Below are 24,978 nucleotides of genomic sequence, written 5' to 3'. Positions count from 1 at the left end.
CCTCAACCGGCGCTGGCCCCCAACATTTGTTGGGGGCCAGCGCCGTTTGCGGCTGGAAGCTACGCGGTGACCTTCTTCGGCGACCGGATTGGCAGGAGCAGGAGCAGGCCGAGCGCCAAGACCACCAGGATGCCCAGGATGCCGTAACGCTGGGCTTGGCCGGATGCCACCAGCGGGGTAGCGATGGCGATGGCTCCGGCAAACAACGCCGGTGCCAGGAAGGACACGGCGCGACCGGTGGTCGCGTACAACCCGAAGAGCTCTCCTTCGCGTCCTTCGGGAATCAAGCGCGAGAGGTAGGAGCGGGAAGCTGCCTGTGCCGGTCCGACGAACAAGCACAGCAGCAGGCCGAAGATCCAGAAGCCCGCGGCTTCGGGGGAGAAGAAGACTCCGGCGCCGGCAACCAGCAGGCCGATCAGCGAACCGACAATGACCGCCTTTGGGCCTGCCACGTCATCGATGCGGCCGCCAAGCACCGCGCCAAGGGCCGCAACGACATTGCCGACGATCGCGAAGATGATCACTTCGGTCAGTTCGAAACCGAAGGTGCCCGCGGCAATGACGCCGCCGAAGGTGAAGATGGCGGCTAGCCCGTCGCGGAAGACGGCGGAGGAGCAGAGGAAGAAGAGCAGGTTGCGGTCGCTGCGCCACAGTTCCCTGATGTTGTTGAACAGGACCTTGTAGGTAAGCATCAGCGGGATTTTCTTCGAGGTGCTCGGTGGCGATTCGGGGATGACGAAGAACAGCGGCAGCGCGAAGAGCAAGCACCAAGCGGCAGAGAACACTGCCACCCAGCGCAAGTTCAACGATTCTTCGGTGCTGGCACCTGGCCAGTCCACGATTGGCTGCACGAACAGGAAGAGCACCAGGGCGAGGGCGAGGATTCCGCCGACGTAGCCCATGCCCCAGCCGAAACCGGAGACCTTGCCGACCGTTGCCTTGGTGGAAATCTGGTTCAGCACCGCGTTGTAGTTCACGCCGGCGAATTCGCCGAAGACCGACATGGCCGCGACGAGGATCGCGCCGAACCAGAGGTAGGAAGGGTCGGGGTAGACGAAGAAGCAGGCCGCGCAGATGGCGACGAGAACCAGGGTGTTGACCACGATCCACAGCTTGCGCCGCCCGGCAACATCGGCGCGAAGCCCGGTGACGGGCACCAGCAGGGCGATGGCCAGTCCGCCGATGGCCAGTGCCTGCGAGAGGACCAGCGACGCATGGTCGGTGTCGCCGAATAGCTCGCTGGTGAGATAGACGGTGAACACGAAAGTGATCATGACAGCGTTGATCGCGGCTTGTCCCCAATCCCAGCTGGCCCACGCCCAAGTGTACTTATTAAGCCACTTTTCACGAATCGCCGACGGTTCGACCTGATTGATTCCCATGCTGGCATCGTACCTGCAACAGGTAATCAGGCGATGAATAGGAACGACCTTATGGAGAATAGCGGCTAGCTTGGAAAATCAGCTGGTCGCGGAAAACGCAGGGAATATTCCTTAAAGGGCACATTCGTGCGATTGCAGGCAGGCCACGGCTGATAAAATTACAGATGCAGGCGCTTTTCGAAGTGCTCTGGATACTCTGCCCACCACCAGCCGACAGAGGAAAAGCGTGCTAATAATTCTCACTGCGCTGTTTGCCACCGCTGTTTTATGCCCATTAATATTCCGGGCCTTGAAACGAAACGGTTTTTACGTTGTGGCGGCCGTGCCCGCAGTGGGATTCATCTGGTTGCTGACCCGCATGCCGGCGGTGCTTTCTGCCGATAATTCCCTGGCCAATGGTGCGCCAAATGCGCCGCCATCGGTTCAAATGGAATGGATTCCCGGGCTGAATATCGCCCTGAATTTCCGCATGGATTCTTTGGCCGCGACAATCTTGCTGCTGATCCTCGGCGTGGGCGCGCTGGTGCTGTTCTATTGCGCCCGCTATTTCAAGAATGATGATCCGCAGATCGGCAGCTTCGCGGCGAAGATGGTCGCTTTCGCCGGAGCCATGACCGGCTTGGTCACGGCCGATGACATCATCATCATGTTCATCTTCTGGGAAATCACCAGCGTGCTTTCCTACCTGCTCATCGGTTTCAGCCAGGCCCTGATCACCGCGCGCCGTTCAGCCATGAACGCCCTGATCATCACGACCCTTGGCGGACTGGTGATGCTCGCCGGCATCTTGATGCTCGGCGCGGCGGCCGGCAGCTACCAGCTCTCGGAGATCATGGCATCGGCCGACGAGCTGGTGGCCTTGGGGGCCTTCACCGATGTTGCGGTGGCGCTGATTATTGTCGGGGCGATCTCCAAATCGGCCCTGGTGCCTTTCCACTTCTGGCTGCCCGGTGCGATGGCCGCTCCGACTCCGGTGTCCGCGTACCTGCACGCGGCAGCCATGGTCAAGGCCGGCGTCTACCTGATCGCCCGACTGGCCCCGGGCTTCGCCGAGACCACCCTGTGGGTCCCCATGACCGTAGGCATAGGTATTCTCACCATGCTCATCGGCGGTTACCGGGCGCTCAAGCAATACGACCTGAAGCTGATCCTGGCCTTCGGCACGGTCTCCCAGCTGGGCTTCATCATCGCGGTCTTCGGCTTCGGCACCCCCGAAGCGGCTTTTGCCGCGCTGGCCATGACGCTGGCCCACGGCCTGTTCAAGGCGACGCTGTTCCTGAGCGTGGGCATCATCGACCACAACACCGGTACCCGCGATATCCGCAAGCTCAGCGGCTTGCGCCGTGCCATGCCGATCCTGGCCACGACCACCGGCATCGCCGCGGCGTCCATGGCCGGCGTGCCGCTGCTGTTCGGCTTCGTTGCCAAGGAAGCGGTCTACGAATCGGCCCTGCACCTGGAAACCGGCTGGGGGATGGCCGCGCTCGTCGGCATCCTGATGGGTGCGGCGCTGACCATGGCCTACTCGCTGCGCTTCTTCTTCGGGGCTTTCGGCGTGAAGAAAAAGAAGTTGCCTGCGTTGCAGTGCAAGGCCCCGACACTGATCTTCCTGGCGCCCTTGCTGGTTCTTTCGGCGGCGACGCTGTTCCTGGGCCTGTACCCGCAGCTGGTGGAGCCGCTGGCCATCCACTGGTCGGCCGCGCAGGGCGGACCGGGCAAAATGCACCTGCTGCCATTTGCCGGCTTCAACGCGGCACTGGGACTGAGCGCCATTTCGGTGGGCTTGGGCCTGTGCTTCTTCTGGCTGCGTCACCGCACCGACACCGGCGCACCGCTGCGCCGCATGGTCACCTCGGCCGAGGAAATCTACCGCATGTCGGTGAACGTGCTGGACAAGGTGGCCATCTGGATCACCGGTCGCACCCAGCGTGGTTCGCTCTCCTTCTACCTGGGCGTCATCCTGGTCGTGGTGCTGGTGATCCCGCTGGCCATCGCGCTGACCGTCTACACCCCGTGGCCAACGAACTGGATCATCGCCGACCACCCGGCCCAGCTGCTGATCGGTGCGGTGATCATCGCCGGTGCGGTGGTCTCCATTACCGCGCCGAAGCGTTTCATGGCGGTGCTGATGGTTTCGGTGACCGGCTACGGCATGGTCGCGATCTTCGCCCTGCAAGGCGCCCCGGACCTGGCGCTGACCCAGCTGCTGGTGGAAACCATCGTGCTGGTTTCCTTCGTGCTCGCCTTGCGCGCCCTGCCCAAGCGACTGTGGGTGGGCCTGACCCGGATCAAGTGGGGCCGGGCCATCCTGTCGATCGCCCTGGCCGTGATGGTCGTCTACATTGCTATCGCGATGATGGCCGCCCGCAACGAGGCCCGCATTTCCCTGGCTTGGCCGGATCTGGCCTACTACGAGGGCTACGGCAAGAACATCGTCAACGTGGCCCTGGTGGACCTGCGCGTGTGGGATACCTTCGGCGAGATCACCGTGCTGGCAGCGGCTGCCACCGGTGTGGCTTCGCTGATCTTCGCCGGGCGCAGCTTCGGCAACCGGGTGCGGGCCCACCAGGTGGCACCGGGCAGCATCGACGCGGGTTCCGAAGCCATGGGCAGCAAGGACTCCAAGGAAACCGAGCTGCGCATTGCCCGCCGCTTTGCCTCCAGCTCCAACCAGGACTGGTTGATGGCTGGCAGCACCCTGGTCGCCGAGCGCCGCTCGATCATCTTTGAAGTGGTCACCCGGCTGATTTTCCACACGGTGCTGATCATGTCGGTGTACACGCTGCTGACCGGGCACAATACCCCGGGCGGCGGCTTCGCTGGCGGGCTGATCGCCGGCTTGGCGCTGACCATCCGCTACCTGGCCGGCGGCCGCGTGGAACTTTCCGAGTCGATGCGCATTGCTCCGGGCATGCTGATCGGCGGCGGCATAGCGCTAGCCGGATTGGCGGGCATCGTGCCGCTGCTGCTGGGTGATGGCATCTTCACCACCTACGCCCTGGAATTCTGGTTCTTCGGCGAGCACAAGTTCGTTTCCTCAACGATTTTCGACATTGGAGTGTATCTGGTGGTCCTTGGCCTCGTGCAGGACGTGCTGCGTTCTTTGGGCAGTGAGATTGATTCGCTCTCTGAGGGCCGCAGCCCGGTGGAGCGCCACGACGAGATCCAGGCCTCCCGGACTGGAGTTGGCCGATGAGCGTGAACATCACTTTCCTCGTAGTCACCGGCGTGCTGCTGGCGGCCGGCTTCTACCTGGTGCTCGAACGCACCCTGACCCGGGTGCTGCTGGGCATCATGCTGCTGGGCAACGGCATCAACCTGCTGATCCTCACCAGCGGCGGGCGCAAGGGCGCGGCGCCGTTGTTCAAGCCGGATGCGGCGGCCGACTCGTACTCGGACCCGCTGCCGCAGGCGCTGATCCTCACCGCCATTGTGATCACCTTCGCGGTGACCGCCTTCCTGCTGGCGATGATCTACCGGTCCTGGACCTTGACCAGCGCTGATGAGCTCACCGATGACACCGAAGATATCAAGGTGTCCCAGAAGACCGCCTACGACGAGGAAGAAGACTCGCCAGTGGCTGAGGATACGACCGAATTCGTTGATGAAGAAGGACGCCCAGTGCGCGAGGGGGAAGAGTGAATTTCCTGGATCTAGCCCCCTTGGCCGTGGTGCTGCCGATCTTCGGCGCCGGGGCAGCCTTCCTGGTCCGCCGCCAGGTCCGCCTGCAGCGCCTGATCACCATCGGCATCCTGTGCCTGACCCTGGTGCTCGAAGCGGGAATGCTCGCCGCCGTATGGGGCGGGGAAAGCTATGCCATCCATATTGGCGGCTGGGAGTCGCCCTTCGGCATCGCCCTGATGGTCGACGGGTTCAGCGCCTTCATGCTGCTGGTCTCCACCGTCGTCTCGCTGGCTGTGCTGCTCTTCGCCACCAGCCAGGGCCTGGCCGACGGGGACGAGCCCGGACCGGTGTCGATATTCCACCCGGCGTACCTGATCCTGCTGGCCGGAGTGTCCAACGCCTTCCTGGCCGCTGACCTTTTCAACTTGTACGTCGGATTCGAAATCCTGCTCACCGCCAGCTACGTGCTGCTGACCTTGGGCGGTACCGCCGAGCGCATCCGCGCCGGTACCACCTATGTGGTGGTTTCCGTGGTTTCCTCGGTGATCTTCCTGATGGCCATCGCGATGACCTATGCGGCCACCGGCACGGTGAACATGGCTGACCTTGCGGTGAAGCTGCCCGAGCTGGGCCAGGGCCCGCAGCTGATCTTGCATGTGCTGCTGCTGATCGCTTTCGGCATCAAGGCCGCGGTCTTCCCGCTGTCCCTGTGGCTGCCGGACTCCTACCCGACCGCACCGGCCCCGGTGACCGCCGTGTTCGCCGGGTTGCTGACCAAGGTGGGCGTCTACGCGATCGTCCGCACCGAAACCCTGCTCTTCCCGGGCGGCTCGGTCAACGCCGGACTGCTGGTGGTGGCCGCGCTGACCATGGTCATCGGTATCCTCGGTGCGCTGGCGCAGACGGACTTCAAGCGCATGCTTTCCTTCACGCTCACCAGCCACATCGGCTACCTGATCTTCGGCGTGGCCGTGGGCGGGCCGCTGGCCATCGCCGCGACCATCTACTACGTGGGCCACCACATCATCGTGCAGACTTCGCTGTTCATGGTGGCGGGACTGATCGAACGCCGTGCCGGTAGCTCGAATGTCACCCGGCTCGGCTCGCTGGCCAAGCTCTCCCCGGCATTGGCCCTGCTCTTCTTCATCCCGGCCATCAATCTGGGCGGCATCCCGCCGTTCTCCGGATTCCTGGGCAAATTCGGGCTATTGCATGCGGCCGCGCAGGATGCCGATCCGCTGACCTGGGTCGTGATCGGCGCCGGATTGCTGACCAGCCTGCTGACCTTGATGGCGATCATCCGCGTGTGGGCCCGTGTGTTCTGGCGCCGTGCCGCTGATGCCGAGGTGCCCAACCAGGACCTGGTGGCCGAAGCGACGCAGGTCGCCGACGAGACGTTGGCCGGCGGCGCGCAGAACCCCCGCTTGGGGTTGAAACTGGCCAAGCAGCTGGAAGCCGACTCCTTGCCGTGGGGCATGCGCTACGCCACCGGTTCGCTGGTGCTTGCGGGCATCGCCCTGACCGTCTTTGCCGGGCCGATCTTCGAATTCTGCCAGCGGGTGGCTGCGGAACTGATCGCCCGCGAACCGTATATCAGCTCGATCTTGCCATTCTGATTGGAGGGATGATGCCGAACAAGAACTTTGAACCGCGTGACCAGCGCATTGACGATGCGCTGGATACCTCCGGTGTGCGCCACCGCGCGACACTCAAGCAGGAATGGCCGCTGCTTCTGCTGCTGCTCTTTGTCTGGGGTGCTCTCTGGCAGGACTTCTCCCTGGGGAACATGGTCTTCGGCGTGATCATCGCGCTGCTGATCGTGAACCTGTTCCCGCTGCCGCCGGTGGTCCTTTCGGGCCGGATCAATGCCTGGTACTGCCTGAAGCTGTTCATCTGGTTCCTCGGACAGGTCTTCGCCGCCAGCGTCCATGTGGCCTGGCTGGCGCTGGTCCGCGGGAAGCGCACCCGCAGCGCGGTCATTGCGGTCCCGCTGCGCACCGACTCGGACCTGATCGTGATGACCGTGGGACACGTGCTCACGCTGATCCCGGGCTCCTTCGTGATCGACGTGGACCGCAGCTCGTCGACGCTGTACCTGCACTACATCGACATCGAGTCGCCTGCGGACGTGGAGAAGGCGCGTGCCGGCATCCGGGACATCGAACGCCGGCTGATCATGGCTATTGGCAGCCGAGACGAGTACGAAGCGATCAAGAGCGAATGCGGACCGAACTTTGATGCGAGGAAGGGGTAACATGCTGGATATCGTCATTTGGATCTGCGGCATCATGCTCGGGCTCGGTGCTGTCGCCTGCCTGGTCCGTGTTGCCAAGGGGCCGTCAATCCTTGACCGGGTGCTGGCCCTGGACGTGATGCTGCTGATCATCTCCGCCGCGCTGTGCCTGGAAATGGTGCTGCACAAGCACACCGACTACTTGCTGTTCGTCGTGGCCGCCTGCATGCTCGGGTTCATCGGTTCGGTGACCGTCTCGCGCTTCGTTTCGGATCAGAGGAACGCCTAATGGAAATCTTCCTCGATGTCCTCGTTGCCGTCCTGCTGATCCTTGGCTGCCTGATGTCATTGATCGCAGGTATCGGCTTGCTGACCTTCCCGGACATGCTCACCCGCATGCATGCAGCGACCAAACCGCAGGTACTCGGCTTCCTGCTGATTTTCGCTGGACTGGCCATTTACCTGCGCAGCTGGGCTGTGGTCCCGGTACTCGTGCTGGCCTGGGGAATGCAGCTATTGACCGCACCGGTTTCGGCCCACATGATTGGCCGTTCCGGCTACCGGACCAAGCACGCTGCCAAGGAAACCCTGTTCTCCGATGAGCTGAGCCACGTGGTCAACAAGGTCAACGGAACACCGCCGACCGGAACCACCCCGGTTTCCAAGACCGGATCGCCAGACGAACAAGATTGAGAAAAAGCGGGAGCCGCCCCTCTGGGCGGCTCCCGCTTTTGGCTCAACGCCGAAGCTTACTTGGTGAACTTGGCAACAACCTTGTTGGCGCTGCGGTCAGCCACCGTCTGCAGGATTGCTGCGACCAGGGCCGAAACGACTGCGAAGCCTAAGGCACGGCGGAAAGAAGCTTCCGCTGCTTCCTCAGTGCCCTTGCGTGGTGCTTTGCTGCCGGTTGCCTTCAACCAAAGGAAATCAACCAGCTTGCCGCCGAGCATGCCAGCGCCAACGGTGATACCGGTAGTGGCAAGTTTCTGCACTTTATCCATTTTTTCCTCGCGATCAAGCTCTTGACATATCGTTCCTCTGCCCAGCATACCTGCGGTATGGTGGGGGAGCAGTAATTATTCCGACAGGGGAGCGTCAGACTTTTAAAAAGTCGCAAGACGCTGAGAGTGCGATAGATCGCAGACCCTCGAACCTGCCCCGGCTAGTACCGGCGAAGGAAGTCGAGCATCTCGGATGCGGATAGGCGCGGCAGTATGCCCTCATTCCGTCCATCTCCCCTCCTTTCCACAGGAGGACCAGCAATGAACGAAACAGTTTCGAAGCAGCGGACCGGCTGGCGTGTAGTTGATATCGTCGTCGCCTCGGTGATCGCCGTCGCTTCAGGGGTCATTTTCTGGGCGTGGAGTGCCGGCTATGGCCTGTTCTCGCTCGCCTTTGCAGCTTTCCCGCCAGCCACCGCGTTGCTCACCGGCATGTGGCTCTTCCCGGCGGTGCTCGGCGCACTGATCATCCGCAAGCCAGGCGCCGCAATCTACTGCGAGCTGCTGGCCGCTGTAGTTGAAGCGCTGCTCGGCTCGCACTACGGCTTGACCGTACTGATCTCCGGCCTGGTCCAGGGCCTGGGTGCAGAGCTGGTCTTCGCAGCATTCCGCTACCGCAAGTGGAACCTGGGCGTGGCGCTGCTGGCAGGCTTGTTCGCCGGCTTGTTCGCCGGCATTTCCGAGGCCTACATCCTGGCCTACTATGTTGAGTACACCGCCGGAATGAAGATCTTCCACGTGATCGCCACCGGCATTTCCGGCGTAGTCGTCGCAGGGCTTCTGTCCTGGTTGGCCACGCGCGGACTGGCGAAGACCGGCGCTCTGAGCGCCCTGCCGAGCCGGCGTGCGCACCTGGAAAGCGCAAAATGAGTTCCTTTGCCAATTCCGGCGCAGCCTCGCTGACCCAGCGCGGTGCCGCCATCACCGCAACGGGGTTCGGCTGGCAGCACTCCGAGAGGCAGAATCCTGCCATCTCGGGACTGGACCTTGTGATCCACGCCGGTGAGAAGGTGCTGCTGGTCGGTCCATCGGGCGCCGGCAAGTCAACCTTGCTGCACGCGATGGCCGGGTTGCTGGAAGCGGATGAGGACGATCAGGTCGCTGGCCGGCTGCTCATAGATGGCAGCGATGCCTTCATCCGGAGCCACCCGGTGGGCTTGATGCAGCAAGACCCGGAAACCCAGGTAGTGCAAAGCAGGGTCGCCGATGATGTGGCCTTTGGCGCGGAGAACCTCGGAATGGATCCCGAACTGATCCGCCAGCGGATCCCCGAAGTGCTGGACGCTGTGGGTCTGGGTGCGCTGTCCTTCGAGCACCGCACCCAGCAACTTTCCGGCGGACAGAAACAGCGGTTGGCCTTGGCCGGCATTCTGGCCATGGAACCCAGCGTCATGCTGCTCGATGAACCGACTGCCAATGTGGACCCGCAGAGCATTGAGCTCTTGCGCGATGCGGTGCTGAACGCCGCCCGGCTTTCCGGTGCCACGCTGGTCGTCGTGGAACACCGGATTGAAGCCTGGGCGCAGCATGTGGACCGGGTTATCGTGCTGCAGCCCGGTGGGGGAGTCGCGCACGATCTGGACCCGCAGCAGCTGTACACCGATGAAACGGTGCGCGAGGAGCTGGCTGCTGCCGGGCTGTGGATTCCAGGCTACTTCCCGCAGGTGGCTCGGGCAACGAACGGTGCCGGTGCCATTCTGCTGGAAGCGCAGCAGCTGGTATCCGCCCGCACCGCCACGGCACCGCGCACCCAAGCGGTGGACGTGAATGTGCAAGCGGGCACCGCGACGGTGATTCGCGGTGAGAATGGCGCTGGAAAGTCGACGCTGGCCTTGACCTTGGGCGGATTGCTCGTCCCGGCCGACGGCGGGTTGGCGGCCACCGCGCAACTGGCCGACGGTCTGGGCAACTCCCCGTTTGCCTGGAAGGCCGGTGCATTGATTGGGCGGATCGGTTCGGTGTTCCAGGAACCCGAACACCAATTCGTGACCCAGAGCGTTCGGGAAGAGCTGGCTTTCGCTCCCAGCCGCGCGCAGGCCAGCAGCGCCGATGCGCCGAAATACGAGCCGGCCCAGGTCCAAGCGCGCGTGGACGCGTTGCTGGAACGCTTGGGCCTGGCGCATTTGGCAGACGCGAACCCGTTCACTCTCTCCGGGGGCGAGAAGCGGCGCTTGTCCGTGGCCACTGTTCTGGCCGCATCCCCCCAGGTGCTGATCCTCGACGAACCGACCTTCGGGCAGGATGCGAATACGTGGAGGGAACTGGCCGGGCTGCTGGTTGAGGAATTGCAGCAGGGCACCGCGATCATTGCTGTGACCCACGACGATCACTTTGCCTCGGTGCTCAAAGCAAGGGACCTGGTGCTCACTGCCGGCACCCCGGAAGCTGGTACCCCGCGACAGGGGCCGGTGCTTGATGCGCCGGTAGGGCATAGCTGGTTGGCGAAGATCAATCCGCTGGCCAAGCTCGGTGCGGTGGCTGCGGCAACACTGCCGTTGATCACCACCTTGGATTGGGTTTCGGCGCTGGTCGTGATCGTGGCGACCGTGGTGTTCTTCCCCCTGGCAGGGCTGAGTCCGCTGAAATTCCTCAAGCGCGCGTGGCCACTGCTGATTGCCGGAATCCTTGCGGCGTGGGGCATCGCCTTGGTGGGCCAGGATAGCGGCATGGTCTACGCCCAATTCGGCGCCTTCAGCATCACCGAGGGATCGGTGGCCGGGGGCATTGCCACCGGACTGCGCGCTTTCGCGCTGGCCATCCCGTGCATCTTGCTGCTGGCCACCACGAATCCAAGCGATTTGGGCGGGGCGCTGTCTCAGCAGCTGAAGGTACCCCACCGGTTTGTGCTCGGGGCCTTGGCCGGCATGCGATTGCTCGGGTTGATGGTGGAAGAATTCACCACGCTCACGCTGGCCCGGCGCGCTCGCGGTGTCGGGAACTTCGGCACCGTGGGCCAACGCATCAAGGCAACCCTCGGCCAGGTGCTGGCCTTGCTGGTGCAAGCGATTCGCCGCGCCGGACGGTTGGCCACCACGATGGAGGCCAAGGGGTTTGGCACGGCCAAGCGCACATGGATTCGCACGGCCACCTTCACCTGGCGTGATGGCATGGTGCTGGCCACGGGGATCCTGTTTGGCACGGCCGCAATGGCTGCGGCCGTGCTGGCAGGGACCTACAACTTGGTGTGGTCCTAGCGGATTGCTTCGCTCAGGGCGCTGAGCTCTTCATGGAGCTCAGCGTCCAGGCGCAACGGCTTGGCATCGATGGTGCGCACCGGGGTCAGCAGGCGGATGGAGGAAACCAGCCACACGCCATCGGCCTGGTACAGGTCTTCCGGGCGCAACGGGCCGTAGCCCAGCTCCCAGCCATCCTGGGCCGCGGCGTCGAAAATGGCGCTTTGCGTGGTGCCTGGCAGGATGCCGGTTTCAAGCATCGGGGTCAGCAGCCGCTTGGTCTCGCCATCGCGCTGGGCTACCAGCACGGTCGAGGTCGGAGCTTCCAGGATGATCCCGTCGGCGGAGGTGAAAATGACATCATGGGCGCCGTGCTTGTGCGCGTAGCGCAGGGCGGCCATGTTGATCGAATAGGAAAGGGTCTTGGCGCCCATCATGAGCCATGGCGCACGTTCGGCCAGCTTCGAGTCGTAGCCGCGATCCAGCATCAGGACATCCACACCGGTTTCACGCTGTTCCCTGCCCAAAGCCGGGGCAGGGGTCACGGTGACCCAGCAAATGGCAGGATCATTGTCGTGCTCGCCGCGCGCGGCGACCAGCTTGACCACCGCTTCTTCAGCGCCGCCGGTGGCATCGAAATCGGCCACAGCGGTATCTACCGCGGCAAACCAGCTGCGCGCATCGGGAATGGCCAAGTCGGCAACTTCAGCCGAGGTCGCCAAGCGTGCCAGGTGCGCTTCGAATTTGCGTACGGCCTGGTTGGTGTAGAGCATCGATTCAAAGATGCCATCACCTCGCGTCACTCCCTGTGCTGTGACCAGAAGTTGCGGTGCAGTGATGTCTGCAAGACGACCAGCCGGATAGGCCGGATCCAAGAATACAAGTGAGCTCATAAAGACAGATTATCGAACCCCAGCGTCTTCTGCGCGATTTCTGCAGGCGGAGATTCAGACAAGTCCGGCAATGTTCGATAAGCTAAGCGAAGGATTTTGGCCTGTACATCGCAGATCAGAGGCCGATAATGCCGAATTCGCGGGGTGTAGCCAAGGGGGTGCCCGAGTGTGGCCAAGTAATGAAGTCTTCTTGCAGATTGGCGGCGTTCTCTGGAGCGTGCTGGTCGCAATAGAGCTAGCGGTTCGCTACTTCATGATCGGCATCGTTCCGGGCAACCGGCGCCCCACCACCGCCATGGCATGGCTATTGGCTATCTTCTTCCTGCCCGTTGTGGGACTTGTCGCATACTGGCTTTTCGCCAATCCGCACCTGTCGCGCCGCCGCTTGGAAAAGCAACGGCGTGCGCACGATGAAATCATGAAGGCCACGAGCCACATGCAGCTGCCCGAAGAATTCCATTCCCAGGAGGAATGGGTCGAATCGGCAGTCATGCTCAACCGCAATCTTGGTGCCATGCCGCTGGAAGGCGGCAACCAGGTAGAGGTCATTTCCGATTACCGGGCTTCGCTCGATGCCATGCGCAAGGAAATCGATAACGCCACCCGCTATGTGCACATCCAGTTCTACATCATGGGCGATGACCCGGATTATGTTGGACCGGTACTCGATGCGCTGGAAGCGGCCGCGGAGCGCGGCGTGCACGTCCGGTTGCTCTTCGACCACCTGGGAACCTTGCGCGTCAAGGGCTACAAGGATTTCAAGAAGCGGCTGAAGAAATCCGGTATCAACTGGCGCCCGATGCTGCCCATCGACCTGATCGGCCGTCGTTGGCGCCGCCCGGATCTGCGCAACCACCGCAAGATCCTCGTTGTTGATGGCGAGGTGGCCTTCACCGGAAGCCAGAACCTGATTGAACCCGGCTACAAGCGCGAGTCCTCGCATAAGGTGGGCCGCGAATGGGTTGAAATGATGCTCCGGGTCGAAGGTCCGCTGGTGCGCAGCCTCGACGTCACTTTCGCTACCGACTGGTGGCAGGAGGACGACGACCAGGAAGTGCTGATGGACATGGCCGAGGCCCGCCACCCGCTGGCCTATGAGGAACGTCCCGGTTCCACCCTGGCGCAGCTGCTGCCCAGCGGCCCCGGATACGGTACCGAGAACAACCTCAGGCTGTTCAATACGCTGATCTATTCTGCCTCCGAACGCCTGGAAATCACCAGCCCCTACTTCGTTCCAGACGATTCGCTGCTCTATGCCATCACCACTGCCGCCCAGCGCGGAGTAGAAGTGGAATTGTATGTTTGCGAAGAGGGCGACCAGTTCCTGGTGCACCACGCGCAGCAGTCCTACTACCAGCAGCTGCTGGAAGCCGGCGTGCGCATTCACCGCTACCCGGCACCGATGGTGCTGCATACCAAGTGCTTCACCGTGGATAACGACGTGGCCGTGGTGGGATCCTCGAATATGGACATGCGCTCATTCAGCCTGAACATGGAAATTTCCGTGATGCTGCTGGGCAAGGAAATGGTCGATGCGGTTAACCAGGTGCAGAACCACTACCGCGGGATTTCCTCGGAAATCACCCTCTCGCAGTGGCGCCGCCGTCCTCGCATGCAACGCTGGATCGACAATGTGGCTCGCTTGACGGCCACCTTGCAATAATCTTGACGGCCACCTTGCAATAATTCAGTTGGCTTAAGTGTCTTGCGGGAAACTGGCGCCCAGTGCTTGAAGCACGCCGCGGGATTTGGTGATGACCTCGTCCCACTCTTCAGCGGGCACCGAATCAGCGGTGATTGCCCCGCCAAGGCCCAGGCTCAACCGCCATGACTGGTCAGCTAGCCGGTCGCACACCAGGGTTCGGATCACCACGGAGAAATCGGCGGCACCATCAGCACCCAGATACCCCACGGCCCCGGAGTACAGGCCGCGGGCACGGTGCTCTTCGAGCTCATCCAAGATGCTCATCGTGGACAGCTTCGGTGCACCGGTCATGGAGCCCGGCGGGAAAGCTTCGCGCAGGGCTTCGGCGGCCAGCTGCGGGGCGGATAGCGTGGCGTCGATGGTGGAGACCATCTGGTGCACTGTCGCGTAGGTTTCCACCGCGCACAGCCGGGCAACCTTCACCGACCCGGGAACCGCATGGTGCGACAGGTCGTTGCGCAACAGGTCAACGATCATGATGTTCTCGGCCCGGTCCTTGGGATGGGTGGCCAGATCATGCTTCAACGCGAGATCTGATTCTTCATTTTCGCCACGCGGCCGGGTGCCCTTGATCGGCTCGGCCCGCAACTGCCCGTCCTTGGACAGCGCGAGGAACCGTTCCGGTGAAATGCTGGCGATTTGGAGATCAGTGAAACGCAGGTAGTGGGCAAACGGTGCAGGGCTGGAGCGGCGCATCCGGCAGTAGGCCTCGAACGGATCGAACAGTTCGGCATGGGCCGTCAGTTCGGTAGTCAGGCAAACTTCGTAGGTGTTGCCTTCATAGATCTCGCGTTGGGCCTGGCGTATCTTCTGCTTGTAGCCGGATTCGGTATCCGCGCAGCTGAACTGCGGGATAGGCAACGGGTGGTGGGCGCGCAGTTCTGGAGGATTGCCCAACCGGATGCTCAGCGCTGCTGCCGGTTCGCTAATGCTGTGCAGATGCATCTGGCCTTCTTGATGGTCAATGACCACCACGGTATCCGGCGCAAAGAACTGGGCATCGGGGCGCACCCGCCCGGGTTCAACCACTGCCTGCAGATCCGCGGCGCCGAGCTCGCGCTTGAGCTCATAACCGAGGTACCCCACCCATGCCGGCAGCGGGTAGCCGACTTTAGCGGTGGTTCCGGCAGGCCAGAGGCCTGCCAGCGCGCGGAAGAAATCCTCGCCCAGCCGTACTTGCGCTCCGGGCAAGCTGACGGTGGTGCCGTGGCTGGTGGCGCTCAGTACCGGGGGCTGTTCTGCCGCCGAAAGCGCGATCAACGAATAGCGGTTGCGTCCCAACGGGTCGCTAAGCTTATGGCTTGTTGATTCCAGTAGTGCGGCATGCGGAAGGGACCGGGCCAGTTCCTCGAAGAGTGACGCCGTATCGGCTGGCGCCTCGTAGCTCTGGCGGAAGGTTGGGGCAGTGGGGGACTGGTTGGAGCGGAGGCAAAGCTGGCGCATCATGGCCGGCAGGTAGCGGCAGGAACGCGCCCAGATCTCGATGGGGTCGTGGTCGCCAGCGGCATCAATGATCAGGGTTGCTGCGGCGTGCGGCTGATGGGCCAGCAGGTACCGTTCCTCTTGTTCGGCCCACATCTGCCAGTACGGACGGTAGGCCTGTCCATCGCGTGCCAGCGCCCGATCGCGGCGGAAGCTTTCGGGTGCTTCCAGCCAGATCCCGATATCGAGGAATTCTCGGGCGTCGGAATGGATCGCTCCTACGCCTTCGATGATCACTACCTCGGCCGGAGTGAAGTTCTTGGATGCGCCAAGGGCACCCGCGGCCCAATCCCAGGTGGGGTAGGTGATCGTGTTGCCTGCTGCGAGCTGAGGCAGGATCCGGTGGTAGAGATCGAAGGACCGGTGCAGCCCGTCCCAACCGTGGTAGAGCTCTTCAAGGCGCAAAATAGCTACGGAGGCGGTGGCTTCCAGGTATTTCGCTAGGTCTGTTGCAAAGGTGCTTTTGCCGGATCCGGAACGCCCGTCAATGGCAATCAGCGTTGGTCTAGCGGTTTCCACGAGAGGCGATGTTACTCCGCACGTAATCTACAAGGGCAGGCAGGGAAGCAGAAATGAGTTTCCAGGTCTCGCGGAAGTCTCCGGCATCACCGTACCAGGGGTCATAGATGCCCTGCTGGTCGTGCGGGGAGCTCGCGGTTCCCGGATCAAAGGAACGGAACATCCGCAGTTGCGGACGTTCGCTCGGATCGATTTCGGCCAATTCGGGAACGAGTTCCTCGAAGTGGTCGGTGTCCATCGCCAGTACGAGATCCATCTTGGCGATTTCGTCCGAGTCGATCTGGGCGGCAATGTGCTCAGATGCATCAAGTCCATGGCTGCGCAGAGTACTGGCAGCACGCTCATCGATGCGCTTGCCGACTTCACCATCGGTGATGGCTCGCGATATGACCTCGACCTGCGAGACCTCGGCATCCTTGAGCGCATTCTTGAGCATGTACTCGGCCATAGGCGAACGGCAAATATTTCCCGTGCACACGATCATTATCCGGAACATGGCATCAGTCTATGGGCACAAGGCGATTCGATCGATAGCTACGCGCCCGTTTCCCGGCAACAAATCGGCAACGATTCGGAAATTGGCCCGGGAATCGGTTCACGGCTAGGAGTTCTGCGGCAAGAGCGGGGCGAAAATGCTAGTGCATGAGCAGCAGGAGCGCGGCGACCAGGATGAACAGTACGCCGAAGAGGATGTTCAGCAGCTTGGCGCCGCGGTAGGTCGCGGTGAAGCGCTGGAAGGTGCGGGCCGTGCCGGCAAAGAAGAAGAACATCACCGCGATGTCCACCACGATGACCGTGCCGATGAAGATGGCGTATTGGGCCAGGAGCGGCTGATCGGTGCGGATGAACTGCGGGGTGAAAGCCAAGAAGAAGACGATGGCCTTCGGATTGAGCAGGTTGACCAGGATGCCCCGGTTGAGCATGGACCAGCGGGTCAGGCGGTGCCCGGTGCTGGTTCCATCGGAGGCGACCTCCGGCTTGGAGAGCAGCATGCGGATACCGAGATACACCAGATAGGCAGCGCCTGCGTAGCGGATGATGGCGAACAGCAACGGCGAGCTGGCCACGAGCAAACCGACTCCGGCGGCAACGATCACCACATGGATCAGCAAGGCGATCTGCTGCCCGAGCACGCCCCAAATGGAAGCACGCCAGCCTTGGCGCATCGAATTGCTCATCGTGTTGATGGCTCCGGCCCCGGGGGTGAAGCTGATGACGATGCAGGCGCTGAGAAGGGATATCCAGAGTGAAAGGGTCACTGCTTAAGGCTAGTGTCCGTCGCGCTCTTGGCTGGTTTCGTTGCCCGCTGTGTTACGACTTCTTCGCGCGCGCTGTCCACGCCGGCGACGGCTTCTGCCATGAAGCGGGCTATGACCTGCAGCTGCTGTTCGTCGTAGTGGCTGATCACTTCCCGCATTTTGGCACCTAGCGGCATGAACATTTCCATGCCCTTGCCGCGGGCTTTGGGTGTCATGGCGATGCGGATGACACGGCGATCCCGGTCCGAGCGCTGGCGCTCGATCATTCCCAGTTTTTCCAGGCGGTCGAGCATGGCGGTGGTAGCCGGAGAACTCAGTTGCAGGTCGCGGCTCAGGTCGCGCGGGGAAGGCAGAAGGCTGCGCTGCTCGTATTTCATGATGATTGACAGCGCATTCATATCCGTGCGGTGCGTTGCGTAAAGTGCTCCGGTGGACTCAACGTAGCGGTCCGAGGCTTGGCCGAATTCCTGCAGGAGCATGACCAAATTGTGCTGTTCTCTTGCGCTCATAGGCGCAATCCTAGTCGGAAAAGCATTTAATAGCCTGGGAAGTATTTCTACGATGGAAGTAAGTCTTGTAGTATGGCATTCGGATCGCCCTTTGATCCACCGCCAGCAATCACGAGTGAGGACGGATCAGTGGCGCATGTAGCGAAAACCGACCAGCCATCGGGCAAGAAGCGATTGGACAAGAAGGGTATCGGCATCAGGGCAGGAATCTACGCCCTGCTGATCATCCTCTGGCTGGGTGTAGCCGGAATCGGCGGCCCGACCTTCGGCAAGCTTTCCGAGGTCCAGACCAACGACCAGACCTCCTTCCTCCCGGCCACCGCCGAAGCAACCGAAGCCCTGGAATGGCAGAACAAATTCCGCTCCACCGAAGCAATCCCAGCGGTGGTCCTGCTCACCAGCGATGGCGAGGTCAGCAAGGAAACTGCTGGAGGGATCGGCGAGGCGCTGAAGGACTTCACGCATCTGGACGGGCAGATCACCGGGCCCTTCCTCTCCGAAGACGGCAAGGCCGCTGAATTCATCGTTCCGGTCTCCGGCGAGGTGGAGGCCGATACCGGAGTCGAAGAGCTGCGGGCGCTCCTGGCTGCCGAGAAGCCCGAGGGCACCACCGCCTATGTCACCGGGCCGGCAGGCTTCAGCGCCGACCTGGTCGAGGCCTTCGGCGGCATCGACGGCGTGCTGCTGGGCGTGGCCCTGGTAGCTGTGCTGGTGATCCTGCTGCTGGTCTACCGTTCGATCCTGCTTCCCTTCACGGTGCTGCTCACCTCGGTCGTCGCGCTGTGCGCGGCAATTGTCGCGGTGTACTTCATGGCATCCGAAGGCTGGATCCGGCTCGACGGCCAGGCCCAGGGCATCTTGTCCATCCTGGTCATCGGTGCGGCTACCGACTACTCGCTGCTGTTCGTGGCCAGGCACAAGGAAGCGCTCATGGCCGGCCAGGACAAGTGGCAGGCCGTGGCTTCCGCATGGAAAGGCTCGCTGGAACCGATTGTCGCTTCGGGCGGCACCGTGACGGTGGGCCTGCTGTGCCTGCTGTTCTCCGATCTGAACTCCAATAAGGCACTGGGACCCATTGGCGCCTCGGGCATCATCTTCTCGATCGTTGCCGCGTTGACGTTCCTGCCGGCGGTGCTCGGCTTGCTGGGACGGGCCGCTTACTGGCCCTTCCCGCCCAAGCCGGTGGCCGTGGACGCCCAAGGCCAGGAGAAGGAAGGCCTGTGGGGCCGCATTGCGCGGTTCGTTGCCAGCCATCCGCGCCCGATCTGGATCATCACCGCTCTGTTGCTCGCCGTGGGAGCGCTGGGCATGACCCAGCTCAAGGCCCATGGCGTGCCGCAGAGCGAGCTGGTGGTAGGCGGTTCGGAGTCGCGTGACGGGCAGATCGCCCTGGGCGAGCACTTCCCTGGCGGCTCGGGATCCCCGGCCACGGTGATTGTCGATGAAGCCGAAGCGCAGACGGCCCTGGAAAAGGCCCTTGATGTCACCGGCGTGGATTCGGCCTACTTGCAGGCTGAAGACGGCGGACCGGCCATGGCCGCCCGCGGGGCCGAGCCAATGAGCGTCGAAGGCCGCAACCTGATGTCGGTGACGCTGGCCGATGCGGCCGACTCGGATGCCGCCAAGCAGACCGTGGTCGAGCTGCGCGAGCAGCTGCATGCGGTCGACGCCGACGCGCTGGTCGGCGGCACCACTGCGACCCAGCTCGATACCAATGAGACGGCCATCGCGGATCTGTTCAAGATCATTCCGATTACCCTCCTGGCCATCTTGCTGATCTTGATGCTGCTGCTGCGTTCCATTCTGGCTCCGGTGCTGCTGATCCTGACCACCGTGCTGTCCTACGGCACGGCGATGGGTGTCAGTGCGCTGGTCTTCAACAATGTCTTCGGCTACGTGGGTGCCGATCCATCCGTACCGCTGTTCGGCTTTGTCTTCCTTGTGGCGCTGGGCGTTGACTACAACATCTTCTTGATGACCCGTGTGCGCGAGGAATCCTTGAAGCGCGGAACCCGTGAGGGCATGCGGGTGGGCTTGAAGGTCACCGGCGGCGTGATTACCTCCGCCGGCGTGGTGCTTGCCGCTACCTTCGCCGCACTGGGTGTGGTGCCAATCATGTTCCTGGGCCAGTTGGGCTTCATCGTGGCCTTCGGGGTGCTCTTGGATACCTTCGTCGTGCGAAGCCTGCTGGTGCCGGCGCTGGTCGAAGAAATCGGACCAAAGGTCTGGTGGCCCTCGAAATTGGCGAAGAAGGAATTCGAGCTGAATTAGGCAGCGCGGCGGCCTGTCCCGGGAGCCCTAGTGGTGAACGTCTCCCGGGGCAGCAGTGCAAAGCGGGGCCGCTCACAGACGGGCCCCGCTTTCGCACTGTAGTATGGATACTTGTGCGTCACCGGAAAATTCTGTGGCGCATGCGTCGACAGTTTAGATTTCCCTCCTGTGAATCGCCCGGAAAACCTCCGCCGGTCCACTTTTGGCAGCAGGCCTTCCTTGGCCTTGCATGTTGCGGACTTCCTCCTGGCTCGGCGAAACCCAACGCCTGAAGCAGGCGTGCGAATCAGAGAGAAAGTTTGAATATGTCCGTAACTTTTAGCGCCCTCGGCGTGCCCGAATACCTGTCGAAGGTCCTTGCTGCCAGCGGAATCGAAGCCGCTTTCCCGATCCAGGAAGCCACCTTGCCTTCGACCTTGGCCGGCGGCGACGTCCTGGGCCGCGGCCAGACCGGCTCCGGCAAGACCTTGGCCTTCTCGCTGCCCCTGGTAGCCCGGCTGGCAGATCGCCCACAGCGTCGCAAGGCCCGTTTCCCACGCGCGCTGATCATGGCTCCAACCCGTGAACTGGCGACCCAGATTGCCAAGACCGTTGACCCGCTGGCAAAGGCCGCAGGCCTGCGTACCACCGTGATCTACGGTGGCGTGGCCCAGAGCCGCCAGGAAAAGGCCATGAACGAGGGCGTGGACATTGTCATCGCCTGCCCGGGCCGCCTGGATGACCTGATCAAGCAGAAGGTCGTGGACCTGTCCCAGCTGGAAATCTCCGTGCTGGATGAAGCCGACCACATGGCCGACATGGGCTTCCTGCCTGTAGTTCGCCGCATCATGGACCGCATGCCAACCGGCATCCAGCACATGCTGTTCTCCGCTACCTTGGACAACGGTGTGGACAAGGTGGTCAAGCGCTACCTGAGCAACCCGACCATTCACTCGGTGGATGCACCCAAGGCCGCTGTGAACACCATGGAGCACCACGTCTTCGTCATCGGCAACGATGATAAGAAGGACCTGATCCGCGTTCTGGCCCAGGGCACTGCCCGTCGCATCATGTTCATGCGCACCAAGCACCACGCCAAGAAGATGGCGCTCACCCTGTCCAAGGCTGGCGTTCCGGCGGTAGACCTGCACGGTAACCTCTCGCAGAATGCCCGTGACCGCAACCTTGCTGCTTTTGCTTCAGGCGAGGCGAAGGTTCTTGTCGCCACCGACGTTGCCGCTCGTGGCGTGCACGTTGATGGTGTGGAGCTGGTTGTCCACGTTGATCCACCAGCAGAGCACAAGGCCTACACCCACCGCTCCGGCCGTACCGCACGTGCGGGTTCGGATGGAACTGTAGTGACCATCTGCACCCCTGATCAGCAGGGCGACGTTTCGACTTTGCTGAAGCAGGCCGGACTGAAGGTGCCTTTCGAAAAGGTCAACCTGAATTCTCCGGTTGTGGCCAAGGTCGTCGGCGAAGTTGCCGAGCCGGTTGCCTACGTTGCTCCGGTTCAGCAGAAGCGCAATCCTGCCAAGAGCAAGCCTGCCGGTGAAGGTGCCGGCCGCGGTGGCCGCGGCCAGCGCCCGGCGCGTGGCGCCAAGCCAGCTGCCGAAGCCCAGGGCCGTGGCGGCGAACGCCGCCGTACGGAACGTGACGGCGCTAGCCAGGGCGAGCGTCCAGCGCGCAGCGCTCGCGGTGCGAACACCGACCGTCCAGCCCGCGGCGCACGAGGTGCCAACGCTGAACGCCCGTCGAGCCCTTCGCGCTCACCGCGAACCGGCGGCCGCAATGCCGCTGGCGGTGCAACCGGTGGCCGTTCGCGTGGCCCGCGTCGCGCATCGAGCCCAGCTGGTCGCGGCAACTAGGCGCTGGCACTAATCCTTGCGGAGTACTCCCTCGCATCCATCCCAATGGATGCGGGGGAGTTTTGCGTTAAACCCGGGAATTTGCGCGTCAAAAGTTTAGATCTGCTGGCTGATCCCGTTTCGACTAGGCGATACATAGGATTGAAGCAACGAGCCGCCGATTAACCTTCACCGCTTCAGGAGCACCAGCCATGATTGAATCCCTGCAGAATTTCGCCGCGTCCTTCCCGGAGCCACTGCAATTCTTGGCGGTTGCCTTGCTAGCTGCCATTCCGCTGATCGAGTCCTACTTTGGTTCGGCCATTGGCGTGGTCATCGGTGTTCCGGTGGTTGCTGCCATCGCCACCGCCGTGATCGGCAACGTGATTTCCATGCTGTTGTTCGTCAACAGCGCCCACGCCGTGCGCAACAAGGTTCGCAAGGGCAAGGACTCGGAGAAGAAGGAACGCAAGTTCGAGAAGCTGCGCCGAGCTTTCGATAAATACGGCATTGCCGGGGTGAGCCTTCTGGGGCAGACCATCCTGCCTTCGCAGGTGACCTCGGCTGCCTTGGTCTCCTTCGGCGCCAATAAGCAGAAGGTGATCATCTGGCAGATCATCTCGATTATCTTGTGGGGCACCGCGTTTGGCGTTCTGGCTGCCCGGGGAATTAGCCTGATGGGCTAACCGGAACTCGCTGAAAGCGAACAAGCCGTCCTCGAACCAACGAGGACGGCTTGCTTTCCAGTGGCTATGGAATGCCAAGGGATTACTTGCGGCGTCCAAAAGCAAAATAGGCGATGGGGCCAAGGAAATTGATCATGCTGGCCGCTGCCCATGCCGGCTTTGGACCCTTGACTTGTTCGGCAGGGCGCTTGTACAAATCCCGCAGTGCCGCAACCATCAAGGTCAGCTCGGCAATTGCCGCAGAGGCGACCGCGATCTTTCCGCCCGGTGGCAGATCCTGGAACTTGCGCTTCGTTTCCATGAGGTGGCTCCTAGCTGCCGCTTTTCCCGCCCGCTGGAAGCGTTGAAAGCGGATGAATGAAAAATTTTTTCAGGACGGGAATTATTCTCTCACCACCGCAGTTGAAATGAGCAGAACGCAAAGTTGAGTCACCTTCGCTCAAGTTGATTTGACAGCCGAAAGTGGCTGAGTAAACTTGAGTGCAGAACGCTCAATGAGGATAAATGTCCTCAGCGTTAGTACTTTCAACCAAGGCAAAGGAGAGCCATTATGTCGCGTGCCGTAGGTATCGACCTAGGAACCACCAACTCCGTCGTTTCCGTGCTCGAAGGTGGTGAGCCAACCGTTATCGCAAACGCGGAAGGCAACCGCACTACCCCGTCGATCGTTGCTTTCTCGAAGAGCGGCGAAGTCCTGGTTGGCGATATCGCCAAGCGCCAGGCCGTCAACAACATCGACCGCACCATCGCATCGGTCAAGCGTCACATGGGTACCGACTGGACCATTGACGTTGACGAGAAGAAGTACACCGCTCAGGAAATCTCGGCTCGTACCCTGATGAAGCTGAAGAACGACGCTGAGTCGTACCTGGGCGAGAAGGTCACCGACGCGGTGATCACCGTTCCTGCATACTTCAACGACGCAGAGCGCCAGGCCACCAAGGAAGCTGGCGAGATCGCCGGCCTGAACGTCCTGCGCATCGTCAACGAGCCAACCGCAGCTGCGCTGGCTTACGGCCTGGAAAAGGGCCAGGAAGACGAGCTCATCCTGGTCTTCGACCTCGGTGGCGGCACCTTCGACGTTTCCCTGCTGGAAGTCGGCAAGGACGACGACGGCTTCTCGACCATCCAGGTCCGCTCTACCGCAGGCGATAACCGCCTGGGCGGCGACGACTGGGATCAGCGCATCGTGGATTGGCTGCTGGCCCAGGCCAAGGCCAAGGGCGCGGACCTGTCCAAGGACAAGATCGCGCTGCAGCGCCTGAAGGAATCTGCTGAGCAGGCCAAGAAGGAACTGTCCTCGGCTACCAGCACCAACATCTCGCTGCAGTACCTCTCGGTGACCCCGGAAGGCCCAGTGCACCTGGACGAGCACCTCTCGCGTGCCAAGTTCCAGGACCTGACCAAGGACCTGCTGGAGCGCACCCGCAAGCCATTCAACGACGTCATCGCCGAGGCAGGCGTCAAGGTTTCGGACATCGCCCACGTGATCCTGGTTGGCGGTTCCACCCGCATGCCAGCCGTTGCCGAACTGGTCAAGGACCTGGCCGGCAAGGAAGCGAACAAGGGCGTGAACCCAGATGAGGTTGTCGCCGTGGGCGCAGCGCTGCAGGCAGGCGTGCTGAAGGGCGAGCGCAAGGACGTTCTGCTCATCGACGTCACCCCACTGTCCTTGGGTATCGAGACCAAGGGCGGCGTGATGACCAAGCTGATCGAGCGCAACACCGCGATCCCGACCAAGCGTTCGGAGACCTTCACCACCGCCGAGGACAACCAGCCTTCGGTATCCATCCAGGTCTTCCAGGGCGAGCGCGAGTTCACCCGCGACAACAAGGCGCTGGGCACCTTCGAGCTGACCGGTATCGCACCGGCTCCTCGCGGCATCCCGCAGGTTGAGGTCACCTTCGACATCGACGCCAACGGCATCGTGCACGTATCCGCCAAGGACAAGGGCACCGGCACCGAGCAGTCGATGACCATCACCGGTGGTTCCTCGCTGTCCAAGGAAGACATCGAGCGCATGGTCCAGGAAGCTGAAGCACACGCCGAAGAAGACAAGGCACGCCGCGAGGCCGCTGAGACCCGTAACGCCGCTGAGCAGGCTGCCTACTCCGTAGACAAGCTGATCAAGGACAACGAAGACAAGCTGCCTGAAGAGGTCAAGACCGAGGTCCAGGCTGACGTCGACGCCCTGAAGGCTGCCCTGGAGAAGCAGGACAACGACGACGAGGTCAAGGCCGCGTTCGAGAAGCTGCAGGCATCGCAGACCAAGCTGGGCGAGGCAATCTACGCCAACGCGCAGGCCGAGGGCGCCCAGGCTCCTGAGGGCGAGCAGGCACCGAACGCTGATGAAGACATCGTCGACGCCGAGGTCATCGACGAAGATGAAGCCGACAAGAAGTAAGGAGTTTAGGA

Annotated in this window: 21 protein-coding genes and 1 riboswitch; of the genes, 13 read left to right on the top strand and 8 right to left on the bottom strand. The window is 62.3% G+C overall.

The window, feature by feature from the left end; translation table 11 throughout:
• Positions 1-59: 59 nt before the first annotated feature.
• Positions 60-1,382, bottom strand: coding sequence for an MFS transporter (locus ACFVHU_RS05720; protein WP_133833553.1), 1,323 nt, complete (start codon positions 1,380-1,382; stop codon positions 60-62).
• A gap of 226 nt (positions 1,383-1,608) precedes the next feature.
• Between ACFVHU_RS05720 and ACFVHU_RS05715 the strand changes: the two genes are divergently transcribed.
• From ACFVHU_RS05715 to mnhG, 6 genes are read left to right on the top strand one after another with little or no spacing between them, the layout of a single operon-like run.
• Entirely contained in the window at positions 1,609-4,578 is a 2,970-nt protein-coding gene (locus ACFVHU_RS05715) for a Na+/H+ antiporter subunit A (protein ID WP_105657018.1), read from the top strand.
• The gene (locus ACFVHU_RS05710; RefSeq protein ID WP_105657017.1) at positions 4,575-5,024 is read left to right on the top strand and encodes a Na(+)/H(+) antiporter subunit C; all 450 of its coding nucleotides are present in this window, start codon (positions 4,575-4,577) and stop codon (positions 5,022-5,024) included. Before ACFVHU_RS05715 ends, ACFVHU_RS05710 begins: the two co-directional genes overlap by 4 nt.
• The gene (locus ACFVHU_RS05705) at positions 5,021-6,622 is read left to right on the top strand and encodes a Na+/H+ antiporter subunit D (protein ID WP_133833554.1); all 1,602 of its coding nucleotides are present in this window, start codon (positions 5,021-5,023) and stop codon (positions 6,620-6,622) included. Before ACFVHU_RS05710 ends, ACFVHU_RS05705 begins: the two co-directional genes overlap by 4 nt.
• Before the next feature lie 8 nt (positions 6,623-6,630).
• Positions 6,631-7,260 carry a Na+/H+ antiporter subunit E gene (locus ACFVHU_RS05700; protein WP_105657015.1) on the top strand — a complete coding sequence of 210 codons (630 nt, stop codon included), beginning with the start codon at positions 6,631-6,633 and terminating at the stop codon, positions 7,258-7,260.
• A 1-nt stretch (position 7,261) separates the two neighbouring features.
• Positions 7,262-7,528 (top strand): monovalent cation/H+ antiporter complex subunit F, encoded by a 267-nt coding sequence (locus tag ACFVHU_RS05695; protein ID WP_105657014.1) that lies wholly within the window; start codon positions 7,262-7,264, stop codon positions 7,526-7,528.
• Positions 7,528-7,932 carry a monovalent cation/H(+) antiporter subunit G gene (gene mnhG, locus ACFVHU_RS05690; RefSeq protein ID WP_105657013.1) on the top strand — a complete coding sequence of 135 codons (405 nt, stop codon included), beginning with the start codon at positions 7,528-7,530 and terminating at the stop codon, positions 7,930-7,932. Before ACFVHU_RS05695 ends, mnhG begins: the two co-directional genes overlap by 1 nt.
• A gap of 56 nt (positions 7,933-7,988) precedes the next feature.
• Here mnhG and ACFVHU_RS05685 read toward each other — a convergent pair whose 3' ends face one another.
• Complete coding sequence (locus tag ACFVHU_RS05685; protein ID WP_286134132.1) at positions 7,989-8,240, bottom strand: DUF4235 domain-containing protein; 252 nt, start codon at positions 8,238-8,240, stop codon at positions 7,989-7,991.
• A gap of 75 nt (positions 8,241-8,315) precedes the next feature.
• A riboswitch (TPP riboswitch) is annotated at positions 8,316-8,436 on the top strand.
• Positions 8,437-8,501: 65 nt separating this feature from the next.
• Here ACFVHU_RS05685 and ACFVHU_RS05680 point away from each other — a divergent pair.
• Entirely contained in the window at positions 8,502-9,110 is a 609-nt protein-coding gene (locus ACFVHU_RS05680; protein ID WP_105657012.1) for an ECF transporter S component, read from the top strand.
• Positions 9,107-11,434 carry an ATP-binding cassette domain-containing protein gene (locus tag ACFVHU_RS05675; RefSeq protein WP_133833555.1) on the top strand — a complete coding sequence of 776 codons (2,328 nt, stop codon included), beginning with the start codon at positions 9,107-9,109 and terminating at the stop codon, positions 11,432-11,434. The genes ACFVHU_RS05680 and ACFVHU_RS05675 overlap by 4 nt, the downstream gene beginning before the upstream one ends.
• On the opposite strand, the gene ACFVHU_RS05670 is transcribed toward ACFVHU_RS05675, so the two are convergent.
• The gene (locus tag ACFVHU_RS05670; RefSeq protein ID WP_105657010.1) at positions 11,431-12,306 is read right to left on the bottom strand and encodes an aminodeoxychorismate lyase; all 876 of its coding nucleotides are present in this window, start codon (positions 12,304-12,306) and stop codon (positions 11,431-11,433) included. The two genes, ACFVHU_RS05675 and ACFVHU_RS05670, sit on opposite strands and share 4 nt — an antisense overlap.
• 166 nt (positions 12,307-12,472) lie before the next feature.
• Between ACFVHU_RS05670 and cls the strand changes: the two genes are divergently transcribed.
• Positions 12,473-13,969: a cardiolipin synthase gene (gene cls, locus ACFVHU_RS05665; RefSeq protein WP_286134130.1), complete on the top strand. Its 1,497-nt coding sequence runs from the start codon at positions 12,473-12,475 to the stop codon at positions 13,967-13,969.
• A gap of 33 nt (positions 13,970-14,002) precedes the next feature.
• Here cls and ACFVHU_RS05660 read toward each other — a convergent pair whose 3' ends face one another.
• The 4 genes from ACFVHU_RS05660 to ACFVHU_RS05645 all read right to left on the bottom strand — a co-directional run bounded on the left by ACFVHU_RS05660 (position 14,003) and on the right by ACFVHU_RS05645 (position 17,780).
• On the bottom strand, positions 14,003-16,012 hold the full coding sequence (locus ACFVHU_RS05660) for a chorismate-binding protein (protein ID WP_133833556.1): 2,010 nt from the start codon (positions 16,010-16,012) through the stop codon (positions 14,003-14,005).
• Complete coding sequence (locus ACFVHU_RS05655; RefSeq protein ID WP_105657007.1) at positions 15,999-16,508, bottom strand: low molecular weight protein-tyrosine-phosphatase; 510 nt, start codon at positions 16,506-16,508, stop codon at positions 15,999-16,001. Before ACFVHU_RS05655 ends, ACFVHU_RS05660 begins: the two co-directional genes overlap by 14 nt.
• A gap of 139 nt (positions 16,509-16,647) precedes the next feature.
• A complete protein-coding gene (locus ACFVHU_RS05650; RefSeq protein ID WP_133833557.1) occupies positions 16,648-17,271 on the bottom strand; it encodes a LysE family transporter in 624 nt (207 codons plus the stop codon).
• Positions 17,268-17,780, bottom strand: a complete 513-nt coding sequence (locus tag ACFVHU_RS05645; RefSeq protein WP_105657005.1) for a MarR family winged helix-turn-helix transcriptional regulator — start codon at positions 17,778-17,780, stop codon at positions 17,268-17,270. Before ACFVHU_RS05645 ends, ACFVHU_RS05650 begins: the two co-directional genes overlap by 4 nt.
• Before the next feature lie 129 nt (positions 17,781-17,909).
• On the opposite strand from ACFVHU_RS05645, the gene ACFVHU_RS05640 reads away from it, so the two are divergent.
• The 3 genes from ACFVHU_RS05640 to ACFVHU_RS05630 all read left to right on the top strand — a co-directional run bounded on the left by ACFVHU_RS05640 (position 17,910) and on the right by ACFVHU_RS05630 (position 22,563).
• A complete protein-coding gene (locus tag ACFVHU_RS05640; RefSeq protein WP_388022925.1) occupies positions 17,910-20,051 on the top strand; it encodes an MMPL family transporter in 2,142 nt (713 codons plus the stop codon).
• Between the two features lie 305 nt (positions 20,052-20,356).
• Entirely contained in the window at positions 20,357-21,898 is a 1,542-nt protein-coding gene (locus tag ACFVHU_RS05635; RefSeq protein ID WP_388022923.1) for a DEAD/DEAH box helicase, read from the top strand.
• 191 nt (positions 21,899-22,089) lie between these two features.
• Positions 22,090-22,563, top strand: a complete 474-nt coding sequence (locus ACFVHU_RS05630) for a small multi-drug export protein (RefSeq protein WP_105657003.1) — start codon at positions 22,090-22,092, stop codon at positions 22,561-22,563.
• An 82-nt stretch (positions 22,564-22,645) separates the two neighbouring features.
• On the opposite strand, the gene ACFVHU_RS05625 is transcribed toward ACFVHU_RS05630, so the two are convergent.
• Positions 22,646-22,864 carry a PLD nuclease N-terminal domain-containing protein gene (locus ACFVHU_RS05625; protein WP_105657002.1) on the bottom strand — a complete coding sequence of 73 codons (219 nt, stop codon included), beginning with the start codon at positions 22,862-22,864 and terminating at the stop codon, positions 22,646-22,648.
• Positions 22,865-23,113: 249 nt separating this feature from the next.
• Between ACFVHU_RS05625 and dnaK the strand changes: the two genes are divergently transcribed.
• A complete protein-coding gene (dnaK, locus tag ACFVHU_RS05620) occupies positions 23,114-24,967 on the top strand; it encodes a molecular chaperone DnaK (RefSeq protein WP_105657001.1) in 1,854 nt (617 codons plus the stop codon).
• Positions 24,968-24,978 lie beyond the last annotated feature (11 nt).

This window comes from Glutamicibacter sp. NPDC127525, assembly GCF_042672105.1.
Taxonomy (GTDB): Bacteria; Actinomycetota; Actinomycetes; order Actinomycetales; family Micrococcaceae; genus Glutamicibacter.
This window is presented reverse-complemented; position numbering and strand designations above follow the sequence as displayed.

Bases quoted from the DNA above. Each gene is read 5' to 3' on its own strand.
- ACFVHU_RS05720 (WP_133833553.1), bottom strand. From the start codon at position 1,382: ATGGGAATCAATCAGGTCGAACCGTCGGCGATTCGTGAAAAGTGGCTT.
- ACFVHU_RS05710 (WP_105657017.1), top strand. From the start codon at position 4,575: ATGAGCGTGAACATCACTTTCCTCGTAGTCACCGGCGTGCTGCTGGCG.
- ACFVHU_RS05700 (WP_105657015.1), top strand. From the start codon at position 6,631: ATGATGCCGAACAAGAACTTTGAACCGCGTGACCAGCGCATTGACGAT.
- ACFVHU_RS05695 (WP_105657014.1), top strand. From the start codon at position 7,262: ATGCTGGATATCGTCATTTGGATCTGCGGCATCATGCTCGGGCTCGGT.
- mnhG (WP_105657013.1), top strand. From the start codon at position 7,528: ATGGAAATCTTCCTCGATGTCCTCGTTGCCGTCCTGCTGATCCTTGGC.
- ACFVHU_RS05685 (WP_286134132.1), bottom strand. From the start codon at position 8,240: ATGGATAAAGTGCAGAAACTTGCCACTACCGGTATCACCGTTGGCGCT.
- ACFVHU_RS05680 (WP_105657012.1), top strand. From the start codon at position 8,502: ATGAACGAAACAGTTTCGAAGCAGCGGACCGGCTGGCGTGTAGTTGAT.
- ACFVHU_RS05675 (WP_133833555.1), top strand. From the start codon at position 9,107: ATGAGTTCCTTTGCCAATTCCGGCGCAGCCTCGCTGACCCAGCGCGGT.
- ACFVHU_RS05670 (WP_105657010.1), bottom strand. From the start codon at position 12,306: ATGAGCTCACTTGTATTCTTGGATCCGGCCTATCCGGCTGGTCGTCTT.
- ACFVHU_RS05655 (WP_105657007.1), bottom strand. From the start codon at position 16,508: ATGTTCCGGATAATGATCGTGTGCACGGGAAATATTTGCCGTTCGCCT.
- ACFVHU_RS05645 (WP_105657005.1), bottom strand. From the start codon at position 17,780: ATGAGCGCAAGAGAACAGCACAATTTGGTCATGCTCCTGCAGGAATTC.
- ACFVHU_RS05635 (WP_388022923.1), top strand. From the start codon at position 20,357: ATGTCCGTAACTTTTAGCGCCCTCGGCGTGCCCGAATACCTGTCGAAG.
- ACFVHU_RS05630 (WP_105657003.1), top strand. From the start codon at position 22,090: ATGATTGAATCCCTGCAGAATTTCGCCGCGTCCTTCCCGGAGCCACTG.
- ACFVHU_RS05625 (WP_105657002.1), bottom strand. From the start codon at position 22,864: ATGGAAACGAAGCGCAAGTTCCAGGATCTGCCACCGGGCGGAAAGATC.
- dnaK (WP_105657001.1), top strand. From the start codon at position 23,114: ATGTCGCGTGCCGTAGGTATCGACCTAGGAACCACCAACTCCGTCGTT.